The sequence below is a fragment of the Flavobacterium fontis genome (assembly GCF_900129405.1).
Lineage (GTDB): Bacteria > Bacteroidota > Bacteroidia > Flavobacteriales > Flavobacteriaceae > Flavobacterium > Flavobacterium fontis.
In genome coordinates this window covers 89,794-105,408 of record NZ_FQVQ01000013.1, presented here as the reverse complement: position 1 = coordinate 105,408, position 15,615 = coordinate 89,794, and the positions used below count along the sequence as shown (strand labels likewise).

Below are 15,615 nucleotides of genomic sequence, written 5' to 3'. Positions count from 1 at the left end.
ATTGTACTCACAATTGGGGTACAACCTCCAGGTAAACCTAAGTTATCGATGTTACCGTTACAGTCGTTATCGATACCGTCGTAACATACATCAACGGCACCTGGACGAATGGAAGGATTCGCATCATTACAATCAGTATCAAAGGTTGAATAACCCGCAATCGGGAAACAAGAGTTGAAAACCACTGCCCCTGCACCAAATCCATCATTATCCGCGTCTAAATAATAGGGCTGATTGGGAAGAATAGAAATCGTTGCTGAACCCGAATTACCCGTACCCGCTAAAGCATTAGCATCGGTAACTGAAACTAAGGTATAGGTTGTTGTAGCGGTTGGAGAAACTACGATATTCGTTCCAGAAACATAATTGGTTTCTGTAAAGTTTGTAGTTCCATCGGTATAGACTACCGTAAAAGGACTTCTACCGTCGGTGATATTGATCGCAATCACAGCACTATCGCCATCACATACTGAAGTTGTTCCAGTAATTACAGAAGACGTAGGTCCCGTAATTAAACTTGTAGAACCAAATAAAATAACATTATTAATATTTGCACTCGTATCAAAACCTCCGGTACCTGCTGCACCTGTAGCGCCATAAGCATACACACGGAAAGTTGTTGTCGATTGAATATTGGCTAACGAGCTAACATTGATGGAGTTGAAATTTGACAAGTTTCCAGCAACCCCTGTAATTACGGCGATATCGCTAGCATAATTGTCTATTGAAGAACGGATAGAAAGCGTGTTTGGTCCTGTTCCAGAACGATCCCAAATAAAGTTGAATGAAGAAGGTGTGAATTGGTAGCCACTGTTAGGAGTTACCGTAAATTCATAATACTTATTAGCATCACGTGAAGCTAGGGCCCAGTTAGACCCTCCCAAACGGTTACTATTTGTGGGTAATGTTATTCCGTTAATAGACATGGAAGCCGCAGCTACATTGGGGTTGTTATACGAACTTGGCTCAGTAGATTCCGTTCCAACATTTCCAAAAGTATTCCACATTAAGATAGCAGGCTGCGTAATATTGGCACTCAAACCTGCAGGTTGCGTCAATGTATAATTGCCCGCATCTGTTCCAGCTAAAGTCGCCGTTGATGTTACAGGAATACCTGTTCCTTGTGCTGCAGAAGCAAAAACTCCTGTACCCACCAAAGTAACATTATCCCCAGAAACAACACCAGAAAGTGTACCTGTAATGATCGCTGCAGTAGTCCCATCAAAAGGTTTGTTTTGAGCAGCAGCTCCTGTAATCGTAAGATTTTTAGCGGTAATTGAAGCGGTTAATCCAGTTAAAGGAGTCACCACATACTTACTCGCATCAGCCCCATTTAAGGTAAGGACAACGGTTACCGGTTTTGCAACACCCACCACTTTAGTAGCAAAGGTTGCCGTTGCCGAAAACGAAACTACATCCGTACTGAAAATTCCATCTAAAAGTCCACCTACTGGTGTAGCCGTTAGATTTCCATCATATTCTTTATCATTCACCGAAAGTCCATTCACCGTAAGTGTTTTTGGAGCAACGGTAAGCACCAATGACGCTGTCCCTGACCCTCCACCATTGATGGCTTCTAAAGTGAAGGTATAATTGCCAGGAGCTGCAGTAATGGTTCCAGAAATAACACCACTCACGGTATCCACAGAAAGACCTGCTGGTAAATTTAATGCATTGAATGAAGTGGGTGCATTCGAAGCGGTAATGGTGTAACTGAAAGCTGTTCCATAAATTCCATTAGCGGTTAATGCACTCGTAATTACTGGAGTAGGTTCAGAAGTGATATCAGCCACCAAACCCGTAGGTTGCGTTAACGAATAATTTGAAGAAGCACTTCCCGAAAGAGTATATCCTGAAACTGTAACAGGAATATCAGTCCCCACAGCTGAAGAGGTAAAGGTAGCCACAGGCGTACCTCCTAAAATTACATTCGCTTCATCACCCGCAACAACACCTACCAAAGAAGGGGTTCCCGTGATTGTAGCATCGGTATTTCCATCAAAAACTTTATTCGCAATAGCAATACCCGTAATAGTTAAATTCTTTGCCGTAACAGTACTAGAAGCTGTAGCCACATTTACAGGGGTTGCGTTGGTACTCGTCAAAACAATATTTCCACTGTAAGGTGACCCTGCAACAGAAGCATTGGCGGCCAAACGAACATATACAGGTACATTAGTAATGTTGCCTACAGCACCGATTGTAGCTGTAGCGCCAAATCCAGCACCTGAAGTTGCAGACACTTCAAAGCCCGTTGGAGCAGTGACCGTAATCGCACTTTGCAAGAACGTAGCTGAAACAGTAAATGAAGTTTCAGAAGATGCCGTTCCATATTCGGTAGTTAAAGCAGCAGGGGTTCCAGCAGTAGTAATGGATGGAGCAGGTGCTACTTCAGTGAAACCGTTTAATACAACATTATTTACACTTGACGCACAATCAAATCCTCCGGTACCTCCAGTAGAGTTATACCCATAAATACGGAAAGTAGTTGGAGTTGAAATTGTAGACAACCCTGAAATTGTGATAGTACGTGTTGTAGTTGTACTGGCACCACCTGAGGTAAGTCCATTTAAAACACCTAAATCAGAAGTAAATCCATCCACCGACGAGCGTAAAGCAACACTTGAAGGCCCAGTTGATGAGCGGTCCCAAATAAAGACAAAAGAAGTAGGTGTAAAAGTGAACCCTACATTAGGAGTTACAGTAAATTGAATGTACTGATTGGTAGTAAGTACTGATTGCGTTCCCCAAGTACCACCAAAACGATTTCCGTTTCCGTTTGGAGTCACCGTACTTCCTGTAAAATTTAACGTAGAAGACTGCATATTTACATTGTTAGCAACGCTATCTTCTGTAGTCTCATTACCTGAATTTCCAAAAGTATTCCATTGAACTAAAGGTACTATAGCTGGCGTAATATTCGCCGTTAAACCTGTAGGTTGTGTAAGCGTATAATTGGCCGCATCCACACCACCTAAAGTAGCGGTAGACGTTACGGCGATGTTATTTCCAATAGCCGAAGATGCAAAAGTTCCCGTTCCGTTGAAGGTTACCGTGTCGCCCAACACCACGCCATTTAATGTTCCAGTAATAACGGCATTGGTATTGCCATCAAAAACTTTATTTTGAGCCGTAGCGCCATTAACCGTCAAAGTTTTTGTTGTGATAGACACTGTAATTCCTGTGGGTTGTGTCAACGTATAATTCCCAGCTTGTGCGCCATTTAAAGTAAGCGCAAAGGTAACGGGCTTGTTAGCCGCGGCAGTTTTTGTAGCTACAGAAGCAGTTCCTGTAAATGAAACCGCATCAGAACCAAAAACACCGTTTAACGTTCCTCCAGTAAAAGCCACAGAAGTCAATCCATTGTATTCGCGATCTACAGCCGCAATACCATCAATAGTTAATCCTTTGGCAGCAATCGATAAGCTTAAAGTAGCGGTTCCATTACCACCAGCATTTGTAGCTACGAGTCCAACAGAATAGGTGCCGGGTGCTGCGGTAGGTGTACCACTAATTTCACCCGTAACCGTGTTAATTGTTAAGCCTGTAGGCAAGTTAACCGCGTTGAATGAGGTAGGCGAATTATCGGCTGTAATTTGATACGTAAATGACGTTCCATAGGTTGCCGAAGCGGTCAAAGCACTGGTAATCGAAGGCACGGGAGACGATGTAATGCTAATCGTACCATCAGCAGCGGAAAACGTATAGTTAGCGGCAGTCAAACCACTCACATTTGGCGTAATGGTTACCCCAGGCGTACCCGCAGGTGTGGTATCGGTATACGTTGTAGTGTAAGTAGCCGCTCCCGAAATAACCGAAGCTGTCTCACCATTTACAAATCCAGAAGGGGTAAACGAACCCGCTGCAATTACTGTCGCGACAGGGGTACCAAAAGCTACGGATTGATTGTTGGCCGTTATCGTCAACGATGCAGGAGATACAGCATTTCCTGAAGCAGGAGTAGTAATATTTTGAGCTGTAGCGCCTGTTGAAGACAATATGATATTTTGGCTATTATAATTCCCAGCAACAGGAGCCGTTGCACTTAAGCGAATACGAAGCGTTCCCGAAGCGTTTCCTCCCGTTGGTGCAAAGGTGGCTGTAGAACCAAAAGTAATATTATCGGAAGATACTTCAAAACCTGCAGGGGCGGTAGCCACCAAATTAGCCGTTAAATTAGCGCCCGAAACTGCAAACGATTGTGTGGCAGAAGCTGTACCATAGGTTGTTGTAAATGCAGCAGTAGTAGCTGCACCCGTAATTGTACCTGCAGCTGCTGGAGTAACACTTGCCCAAGTAGTTCCAATTCTAAACTCATCCATTTCTACACTTGGCGTAGTAGTTGCTGCGTCTTGTCTTAGAAGAATTCTATTCAAATTGGTTAAATCTGTTCCGGTATTCGTAGCACTTAATGTAGCAGAAGGTTCTGCTGCACCTGGAACAGGATTTATCCACAAACGCACAACATCATTTGCTGTACCTGTAACAACTTGGTAAGCAATAACAACCAAAACCGTAGTATTCACACTAGTGGTACCAGTACTCCAAACTGTATTCGCAACAGTGGTTCTAGGGTTGATACCAATATCGTATCCCGCTCCATCGGAACGCAACCAAACTGTAGCACCAAAATTTGTCCCAGTGCCTTCATTAAATGCTGTAAAATAACCTCCAGTGGTATTTAATGAACCCAGAGAAGTCACATTCAACAAAAAGGAAAAATACACAGTACCCGTAGTTTGTTGAGTAAATGCTTTTGCGGCATCAATACCTGCTCCAGCAAATGAAACTCTGTTCCCAGTGGAACCCAACAAACCAGGATACGTTAAGCTACCAGAGGTAATTGCTAAATCGTCTCCTGAGTTTAACAAAGTCCATCCAGCTTGTGTTTGAAGACCTTGGCCCACAGTGTAATCTAATCCGTCATAATGAGGAAGAGTAACTTGAGCAGAACTGAAATTGAAAAAAGTTAAAAACACTACCAAATAAGTAATGAATTTAAAATCTTGTAAATTTTTGATCATAATTAACGATGTTATATTTGCCACAAAATTAAAAACTAAAACCCTGAAAACATCCATTTTATGTTAGCTTTTTGTTAACATTAACCCCTTATTTCGTTCGTCGGATAAATCGGTTTTTAGTCGGCGTTTTTGGTTTTTTTCAATAAAAAACTCCGCTATTTCTAGCGGAGTTTCTTACATTTTTTAAGCTTGTCCTGTCGGCCCGAAATTCAGCGGAACGGGAGGAACATCGGTTTCTTTGATCACCCCATGAGCGGCTTCAAAACGGTAAATGTTTTCGGCCAGGGCATTTAAGAAACGTTTGGCATGTTGTGGGGTCAGAATAATTCTGGACTTCACTTTAGATTTTGGCACACCAGGCATGATGGTCACAAAATCCAACACAAACTCAGAGGGGGAATGATTAATAATGGCTAAATTGGAGTAAATCCCTTCTGCCGTTTTCTCATCCAACTCGATGTTGATTTGTCCGGGTTGCAATTCTTCGCTCATCACTAGTAAACGTATTCTTCTTTGTTGGCCATTAACTCATTGTAATCATCTTTCGATCCTACAATAATATGATCGTAATCACGCATACCTGTACCAGCTGGAATTCGGTGTCCTACAATAACGTTTTCTTTCAAACCTTCAAGGTTATCGACTTTACCCGCTACTGCCGCTTCATTCAATACTTTGGTTGTCTCCTGGAACGAAGCCGCCGAAATGAACGACTTGGTTTGTAACGAAGCTCTTGTAATACCCTGAAGTACTGGAGTAGCTGTAGCCATAACCGCATCACGCGCTACTACTAAGTTCTTATCATTGCGTTTCAATACAGAATTCTCATCGCGAAGCTCACGTGGACTTACGATTTGTCCTGGTTTTAGATTTTCGGAATCACCCGCATCTTCAACCACTTTCATACCGTATAACTTGTCGTTTTCAATCATGAAATCGCTCGTATGTACCAATTGCTCTTCCAAGAACAAGGTATCTCCTGGATCTTCAATTTGTACCTTACGCATCATTTGACGAATCACTACTTCAAAGTGCTTGTCGTTGATTTTTACCCCTTGTAAACGGTAAACTTCTTGGATTTCATTCACCAAGTATTGTTGTACCGCAGAAGGACCTTGGATACGTAAAATATCTTCAGGAGTAATGGCACCATCCGACAATGGCATACCCGCTTTAACGAAGTCATTTTCTTGAACTAAAATCTGACTTGATAATTTCACTAAGTATTTGCGGATTTCTCCAAATTTCGATTCAATGATAATCTCACGGTTACCGCGTTTGATTTTACCAAATGAAACAACTCCATCAATTTCAGAAACTACTGCTGGGTTTGAAGGATTACGCGCCTCTAACAACTCGGTAATACGTGGAAGACCTCCCGTGATATCGCCTGCTTTTGAAGAACGACGTGGAATCTTGACTAAGATTTTACCCGCCTTAATTTTCTCGCCATCCTCAACCATAAGGTGTGCCCCTACCGGTAAGTTGTACGAACGAATTAATTCACCATCTTTTCCATAAATCAATAAGGTTGGAATCAATTTCTTGTTTCTTCCCTCTGAAATTACTTTCTCTTGGAATCCCGTTTGTTCGTCGATTTCAACTTGGAATGTTTGTCCTTGTTCTAAATCTTCATAAGCAATTTTACCTGTAAATTCAGATACAATTACCCCGTTATACGGATCCCATTTACACAAGGTGGTTCCTTTTTCAACGACATCCCCGTCTTTCACGAAAATACTCGATCCATAAGGAATATTGTGGGTATTTAAAACGATACCTGTGGTAGCATCAACTAATTTTAATTCGGTAGAACGTGAGATCACGATGTCAACTTCATTCCCTTCAGTATCTTCCCCTTTAACGGTTTTTAAGTCTTCAATTTCAAGACGTCCGCCAAAACGTGCTACAATCGATGATTCTTCCGAAACACCTCCTGCAACCCCTCCAACGTGGAACGTACGAAGTGTCAACTGTGTACCAGGCTCCCCGATCGACTGCGCTGCAATTACACCAACCGCTTCCCCTTTTTGGGTCATTTTACCAGTGGCTAAATTTCTACCGTAACATTTTGCACAGATTCCTTTCGTAGCCTCGCACGTTAATGGAGAACGCACCTCTACTCTTTCAATCGGTGATTCTTCGATTTCACGCACTACAGCTTCGGTGATTTCTTCCCCTGCAGCAATGATTACTTGCGAAGTCAACGGATTAACTACATCTTGCAAGGTCACACGTCCTAGGATGCGCTCCCCTAGGGTTTCCACCACTTCTTCGTTTTTCTTCAAGGCTGTAACTTCAATACCGCGTAAGGTACCACAGTCAACAGAGTTCACAATTACATCTTGTGATACATCGTGTAGACGACGGGTTAAGTAACCTGCATCCGCTGTTTTCAACGCCGTATCCGCAAGACCTTTACGGGCACCGTGCGTAGAAATGAAGTATTCCAAAATTGAAAGACCTTCTTTAAAGTTGGAAAGAATCGGGTTTTCGATAATCTCTCCACCACCTGCTGTTGATTTTTTCGGCTTCGCCATCAAACCACGCATACCAGTTAACTGACGGATCTGCTCTTTCGAACCACGTGCTCCCGAATCCAACATCATGTATACTGAGTTAAATCCTTGTTGGTCTTCACGAATATTCTTCATCGCCAATTCAGTCAATAAAGCATTGGTAGATGTCCACACGTCAATAACTTGGTTGTAACGCTCGTTATTGGTGATAAGACCCATGTTATAGTTCATGGTAATACCATCCACTTGCTCACGTGCATCGGCAATCAATTCGTCTTTTTTCTCAGGTACTTTAATATCACCTAAAGAGAAGGATAAACCACCTTGGAAGGCAAATTTATACCCCATATCTTTAATATCATCCAAGAATGCAGCCGTAGTAGGAACATTCGTAGTGGCTAAGATTTTACCAATGATATCACGCAATGACTTTTTCGTCAATACTTCATTGATATAACCTGCTGCTTCGGGTACTACTTCATTGAATAATACACGTCCGGCAGTAGTTTGGATGATTTTGTACACCAATTCGCCATTTTCGTTGAAATCTTTAGTTCTGATTTTAACGCGTGCATTTAACTCTAAACGTCCTTCATTCAAGGCAATATTTACTTCTTGTGCTGAATAGAATGTTAAGCCTTCTCCTTTGATTTGTAACTCAGGAGTAGACAAACGCTCTTTCGTCATATAGTACAATCCAAGTACCATGTCCTGAGAAGGAACGGTAATAGGCGCCCCATTAGCTGGGTTCAAGATATTGTGCGAAGCCAACATTAACAATTGTGCTTCCAAAATTGCTTCAGGTCCTAACGGCAAGTGAACCGCCATCTGGTCCCCGTCAAAGTCGGCATTAAACGCCGTACACGTTAACGGGTGTAACTGAATCGCTTTTCCTTCAATTAATTTCGGTTGGAAAGCTTGGATACCCAAACGGTGAAGAGTGGGGGCACGGTTTAGTAATACTGGGTGACCTTTGATTACATTCTCAAGGATATCCCATACTACCGGTTCTTTTTTATCGATGATTTTCTTCGCCGATTTAACCGTTTTCACGATTCCGCGCTCAATTAACTTACGGATAACGAACGGTTTGTACAATTCAGCTGCCATATCTTTTGGCAAACCACATTCGTACATTTTCAATTCAGGTCCCACGACAATTACCGAACGCGCTGAATAATCCACACGTTTACCCAATAAATTTTGACGGAAACGACCTTGTTTACCTTTCAACGAATCCGAAAGGGATTTCAAAGGACGATTAGATTCTGTCTTCACGGCAGAAGCTTTACGTGTATTATCAAACAAGGAGTCAACCGCCTCTTGCAACATACGTTTTTCGTTACGTAAGATTACCTCAGGCGCTTTGATTTCCATCAAACGTTTTAAACGGTTGTTACGGATAATCACACGACGGTACAAGTCATTCAAGTCGGATGTCGCAAAACGACCCCCATCTAGTGGCACTAACGGACGTAATTCTGGTGGGATCACCGGAATCACTTTCAAGATCATCCACTCGGGACGGTTCTCACGGTTCAAGTTAGAATCACGGAAAGACTCCACTACTTGAAGACGTTTTAATGCTTCTGTTTTACGTTGTTTTGACGTTTCATTGTTGGCAGAGTGACGCAATTCGTAAGACAAAGCATCCAAATCGGTACGGGCTAACAAGTCCATAATACATTCGGCACCCATTTTGGCGATGAATTTATTTGGATCTGAATCGTCTAAATATTGGTTCTCCATCGGTAGGGTATCCAAAATATTCAAATACTCCTCTTCTGTTAAGAAATCTAATTTTTGCAAGGGTTCGCCATCTACATTTTTAGCGATACCGGCTTGAATTACCACATAACGCTCGTAGTAGATGATCATATCCAATTTTTTGGAAGGTAATCCAAGGATATAACCGATTTTGTTTGGTAAGGAACGGAAATACCAAATGTGTGCAATAGGCACTACTAAATTGATATGTCCCACACGGTCACGACGTACTTTTTTCTCGGTCACCTCTACCCCACATCGGTCACACACGATGCCTTTGTAACGGATGCGTTTGTATTTTCCACAAGCACATTCGAAATCCTTTACGGGTCCGAAGATACGCTCACAGAATAACCCGTCACGTTCCGGTTTGTGGGTACGATAATTGATGGTTTCAGGTTTTAAAACCTCACCTCTTGATTCTGCCAAAATCGATTCTGGAGACGCAAGTCCGATTGTGATTTTGTCAAATCGTTTAATGGTATTTTTATCTTTATTTCTATTGTTCATCTTAGTCGTTTTTAAAATAGTTACAGTTAACGGAGCCGATCCTTCTCAGCATCGGCTTTCCGGTACTGATATTATTCTTCTAATCGAATGTCAAGTCCAAGACCTTTCAATTCATGCATTAATACATTGAATGATTCAGGTAATCCTGGCTCTGGCATTGCTTCACCCTTAACGATTGCTTCGTAAGTTTTAGCTCTACCAATAACGTCATCCGATTTAACCGTCAAGATTTCACGTAAGGTACTTGATGCCCCGTAGGCTTCAAGTGCCCAAACCTCCATCTCTCCAAAACGCTGACCTCCGAACTGAGCTTTACCTCCTAACGGTTGTTGCGTAATCAAGGAGTATGGACCGATCGAACGTGCGTGCATTTTGTCATCTACCATGTGACCTAATTTCAGCATGTAGATTACCCCTACCGTAGCCGGTTGGTGGAAACGCTCTCCTGTACCTCCATCATACAAATACGTATGACCGAATCGTGGGATACCTGCTTCATCTGTTAATGCATTAATTTGGTCTAGCGTTGCACCGTCAAAAATTGGGGTCGCAAATTTCTTCCCTAATTTCAATCCAGCCCAACCCAATACGGTTTCATAAATCTGACCGATGTTCATACGCGAAGGTACCCCTAGCGGATTCAATACGATATCCACAGGTGTTCCATCTTCTAAGAATGGCATATCTTCTTGGCGAACGATACGCGCTACGATACCTTTGTTACCGTGGCGACCTGCCATCTTATCTCCTACTTTCAATTTACGTTTCTTCGCGATATACACCTTAGCCAATTTCAAGATACCTGCGGGTAACTCGTCACCTACGGTAATGGTGAATTTCTCACGACGTAACGCTCCTTGAAGGTCGTTTAATTTGATTTTATAGTTGTGGATTAAGTCGTTTACCAAACGGTTGGTATCTTCATCCGCCACCCATTGTCCTTTGGTTAAGTGAGCAAAGTCTTCCACAGCTTGAAGCATTTTCTTGGTATACTTCTTCCCTTTTGGCAATACTTCTTCACCCAAATCATTCATTACCCCTTGCGATGTTTTCCCGTCAACGATAGCGAATAATTTTTCAACCAATTTATCTTTCAATTCAACGAAACGCACTTCGAATTCCATTTCTAATGCCGTCAAATCGTCTTTATCTTTCGTGCGCTTACGTTTATCTTTCACCGCACGAGCGAATAATTTTTTATCTAAAACCACACCACTTAACGAAGGGGAAGCTTTTAACGAGGCATCTTTCACATCCCCGGCTTTATCACCGAAAATCGCGCGAAGTAATTTTTCTTCTGGTGTTGGATCGGATTCCCCTTTTGGCGTAATCTTACCAATTAAAATATCACCAGGTTTTACTTCAGCACCGATACGGATCATCCCGTTTTCATCCAAATCTTTAGTCGCTTCTTCTGAAACGTTTGGAATATCATTGGTTAATTCTTCGTTACCTAATTTGGTGTCACGAACTTCCAACGAATAATCATCGATATGGATAGACGTAAAGATATCGTCACGTACTACTTTTTCAGAAATTACAATCGCATCCTCAAAGTTGTACCCTTTCCAAGGCATGAACGCTACTTTCAAGTTACGTCCGATGGCTAATTCACCGGCTTGAGTCGCATATCCTTCACAAAGTACTTGTCCTTTGACTACGCGATCGCCTTTGCGAACAATCGGTTTCAAGTTGATACAAGTGCTTTGGTTGGTTTTTCTAAATTTAATCAATTGATACGTTTTCTCATCGGTATCAAAGCTTACCATACGTTCTTCCTCGGTACGGTCGTATTTGATTGTGATTTTGTCGGCATCAACATACTCTACTACCCCATTGCCTTCTGCATTAATCAATACACGAGAATCTGAGGCCACTTGACGCTCTAAACCTGTACCTACAATTGGTGATTCAGGACGTAATAAGGGTACGGCCTGACGCATCATGTTGGATCCCATCAACGCACGGTTCGCGTCATCGTGTTCCAAGAACGGAATCAACGAAGCCGAAATCGAGGCAATTTGGTTCGGGGCAACGTCGGTATAATGCACAACTGTTGGTTCTACTACTGGGAAGTCCCCTTCCTCACGAGCAATAACTTTTTCAGCTGTAATCGTACCTTGATCATCCATTTCAATGTTTGCTTGCGCAATCATTTTACCTTCTTCTTCTTCAGCGCTTAGGTAAATAGGTTCAGAAACTAAATCTACTTTACCATTGGCTACTTTGCGATAAGGCGTTTCAATGAATCCCATTCCGTTCACTTTGGCGAAAACTCCCAATGAAGAAATCAAACCAATGTTGGGTCCCTCAGGGGTTTCAATCGGACATAAACGACCGTAGTGTGTATAGTGAACGTCACGAACCTCGAAACCAGCGCGCTCTCTTGAAAGACCACCAGGACCTAAGGCAGAAAGACGACGTTTGTGTGTAATCTCAGCTAATGGATTGGTTTGATCCATAAACTGCGATAACTGGTTGGTTCCGAAGAAGGAGTTAATTACAGAAGATAAAGTTTTGGCATTGATCAAGTCGATTGGGGTAAACACCTCGTTGTCACGTACATTCATACGCTCGCGAATAGTTCTCGCCATACGCGCAAGACCTACACCAAATTGTTGTGAAAGTTGCTCCCCTACCGTACGAACACGACGGTTAGATAAGTGGTCGATATCATCAATCTCTGCTTTAGAGTTGATCAATTCGATCAAATATTTCACAATGGTGATGATATCCTCTTTGGTAAGCACTTGCTTTTCCATAGGGATATCTAAGTTTAATTTTTTGTTCATACGGTAACGACCTACTTCACCTAAGTTGTAGCGTTGATCCGAGAAGAACAATTTATCGATAATACCACGAGCGGTTTCTTCATCAGGTGGTTCAGCATTACGCAACTGACGGTAGATATGCTCCACGGCTTCTTTTTCAGAGTTGGTGGGGTCTTTTTGTAACGTATTGTGGATAATCGCGTAATCCGCTTGGTTGTTATCCTCTTTGTGAAGTAAGATCGATTTTACATTCGCATCGATAATTTCTTCAATATTATCTTTATCCAAAATCGTATCACGATCCAAGATAATTTCGTTTCGTTCAATAGACACTACTTCACCGGTATCTTCATCTACGAAGTCTTCGTGCCAAGTGTTCAAAACACGAGCGGCAAGTTTGCGACCTGCGTACTTTTTCAATCCGGTTTTAGAAACTTTGATTTCTTCTGCGAGGTCAAAAATTTCCAAAATATCTTTATCGCGCTCAAATCCAATCGCACGGAATAAAGTAGTTACCGGTAATTTCTTTTTACGATCGATGTAGGCATACATCACGTTGTTGATATCGGTAGCAAATTCAATCCATGACCCTTTGAAAGGAATCACACGAGCAGAATATAATTTTGTTCCGTTGGCGTGGAACGATTGTCCAAAGAACACCCCAGGTGAACGGTGTAATTGCGATACAACTACACGCTCAGCGCCGTTAATTACAAAAGTACCACTAGGGGTCATGTAAGGGATAGTTCCTAAATACACATCCTGTACGATCGTTTCAAAATCCTCATGTTCAGGATCGGTACAGTAAAGTTTTAAACGGGCTTTCAGAGGCACGCTGTAGGTTAGACCTCTTTCAATACACTCTTGGATGGTGTAACGCGGTGGATCCACGAAATAATCGAGGAATTCCAACACAAATTGATTTCTGGTATCAGTGATTGGAAAGTTTTCCATGAAGGTGTTGTAGAGCCCTTCGTTACCTCTTTCGTCAGATTTCGTTTCCAATTGGAAGAAATCTTTGAACGACTTAATTTGAACATCCAAGAAATCGGGATACTGTGGAATGTTCTTCGTCGAGGCAAAATTCAATCTTTCAGTCTGATTAGTTATCATCAATGGACAAAATTTTGATTTTTAAAAAAAGTACTTTTTTGTGTAAATACACGTTGATTTTGTAACTTTTCTTGAGTAAAATAACCGTTACATCTTTTAAAATAAACCAAGAAAACCGTTTATTTCTTTCTTCGTAAAGGTTATAGTTTGTATTGAATTTGAATGTGTAAATGCACAGTCAAAAAAAGATAAATTTATTATACGAAAAAGGGTTTAGGCCGCTGAGTGCTTACTCAGGACCTAAACCTAATTCTTAAACCGTAAAAGAATTATTTCAATTCAACTACAGCTCCAGCTTCTTCTAAAGCTTTTTTCAAGCCTTCAGCTTCTGCTTTAGAAACCGCTTCTTTAATGTTAGATGGAGCTCCGTCTACGATATCTTTCGCTTCTTTAAGACCCAATCCAGTTAATTCTTTAACTGCTTTAACTACCGCTAATTTAGAAGCACCAGCATCTTTCAATACTACAGTGAATTCTGTTTGCTCTTCAGCAGCACCAGCATCACCTCCACCAGCAGCAACGACTACTGCAGCAGCAGCAGGCTCGATACCGTACTCCTCTTTTAAGATTGTAGCTAAATCGTTAACTTCTTTAACAGTCAAGTTAACTAATTGTTCTGCGAATTGTTTCAAATCTGCCATTTTTTCTATCGTTTAAAATGTTTTTAAATTTATTTTATTTATTAAGTGCGTTCAATTATTCTGCAGCTTCGCCTTTTTGCTCTGCATTGTTCAACAAAGCAGAAAGTACGCGTTTTGCAGGAGATTGAAGTAATCCGATGATTTCTCCAATAACTTCTTCTTTCGATTTTAACGCTGCTAATGAATCCAACTGGTTATCACCGATGTAGATTTCTTGGTTGATGTAAGCACCTTTTAAAAGAGGCTTATCCGACTTCTTACGGAAATCTTTGATGATTTTCGCAGGTTGATTTGCCACAGAAGCAATCAAGATAGAAGAGTTTCCTTTAAGGATAGTTGGCAATTCACCGTACTCGTTTTCTGAAGCTTCCATCGCTTTCTCCAACAAGGTGTTTTTTACCACTTCTAATTTGATTCCTGCTTTAAAACAAGCTCTGCGTAAGTTAGATGTTGTTTCAGCATCTAAACCTGACGTATCTGCAATGTAAAGGATATTCGCCTCTGCTAATTTTGCAGTTAAGTCTTTTATCGCGATTGATTTTTCTTCTCTAGTCATAATAAAACTTTTTAACTACCCAATTACACTGCTTTAGGATCTAAAGCAATAGCAGGACTCATTGTACTTGACAAGTGGATAGACTTGATGTAAGTACCTTTAGCTGCAGTTGGTTTTAATTTGATTAATGTTTGAATAATTTCGTGAGCGTTATCGACAATCTTGTCAGCATCGAAAGATACTTTTCCGATACCCGCGTGTACGATACCTGTTTTGTCCACTTTAAAGTCGATTTTACCCGCTTTCACTTCTTGTACAGCTTTCCCTACTTCCATAGTTACTGTACCTGTTTTAGGGTTAGGCATCAAACCACGAGGTCCTAAAATACGACCTAATGGACCTAATTTACCCATAACCGCTGGCATAGTGATGATTACATCAACATCAGTCCAACCATCTTTAATTTTTTGAAGGAATTCGTCTAAACCTACGTAATCAGCACCTGCTGCTTTTGCTTCTGCCTCTTTATCTGGAGTAACCAAAGCCAACACACGTACATCTTTACCCGTTCCGTGAGGTAGAGTAACTACGCCACGAACCATTTGATTTGCTTTTCGAGGATCAACGCCCAAACGAACAGCAATATCTACCGACTCATCAAATTTTGCATAAGAAACCTGCTTTAATAAAGCAGAAGCATCTTTCAAAGAATACAATTTATTCTTCTCGATTTTAGAGGCAGCTTCTTTTTGTTTTTTCGTCAATTTTGCCATA

7 protein-coding genes are annotated in these 15,615 nt (G+C 41.5%); all 7 read right to left on the bottom strand.

What is annotated here, in order from left to right:
* Positions 1–5,024: YDG domain-containing protein (locus BUC17_RS10930; protein WP_073364284.1), on the bottom strand; the 5,024-nt coding region annotated here is incomplete at its 3' end.
* 183 nt (positions 5,025–5,207) lie between these two features.
* A complete protein-coding gene (locus BUC17_RS10925) occupies positions 5,208–5,516 on the bottom strand; it encodes a DUF3467 domain-containing protein (RefSeq protein ID WP_073364281.1) in 309 nt (102 codons plus the stop codon).
* Between the two features lie 2 nt (positions 5,517–5,518).
* Complete coding sequence (gene rpoC, locus BUC17_RS10920; RefSeq protein WP_073364278.1) at positions 5,519–9,820, bottom strand: DNA-directed RNA polymerase subunit beta'; 4,302 nt, start codon at positions 9,818–9,820, stop codon at positions 5,519–5,521.
* A 71-nt stretch (positions 9,821–9,891) separates the two neighbouring features.
* Positions 9,892–13,704 carry a DNA-directed RNA polymerase subunit beta gene (gene rpoB, locus BUC17_RS10915; protein ID WP_073364275.1) on the bottom strand — a complete coding sequence of 1,271 codons (3,813 nt, stop codon included), beginning with the start codon at positions 13,702–13,704 and terminating at the stop codon, positions 9,892–9,894.
* A 269-nt stretch (positions 13,705–13,973) separates the two neighbouring features.
* Positions 13,974–14,345, bottom strand: a complete 372-nt coding sequence (gene rplL / locus BUC17_RS10910) for a 50S ribosomal protein L7/L12 (RefSeq protein ID WP_073364273.1) — start codon at positions 14,343–14,345, stop codon at positions 13,974–13,976.
* A 55-nt stretch (positions 14,346–14,400) separates the two neighbouring features.
* Entirely contained in the window at positions 14,401–14,901 is a 501-nt protein-coding gene (gene rplJ, locus BUC17_RS10905; protein WP_073364270.1) for a 50S ribosomal protein L10, read from the bottom strand.
* 23 nt (positions 14,902–14,924) lie between these two features.
* Positions 14,925–15,614 (bottom strand): 50S ribosomal protein L1, encoded by a 690-nt coding sequence (gene rplA, locus BUC17_RS10900; RefSeq protein WP_073364267.1) that lies wholly within the window; start codon positions 15,612–15,614, stop codon positions 14,925–14,927.
* Position 15,615: the final 1 nt, after the last annotated feature.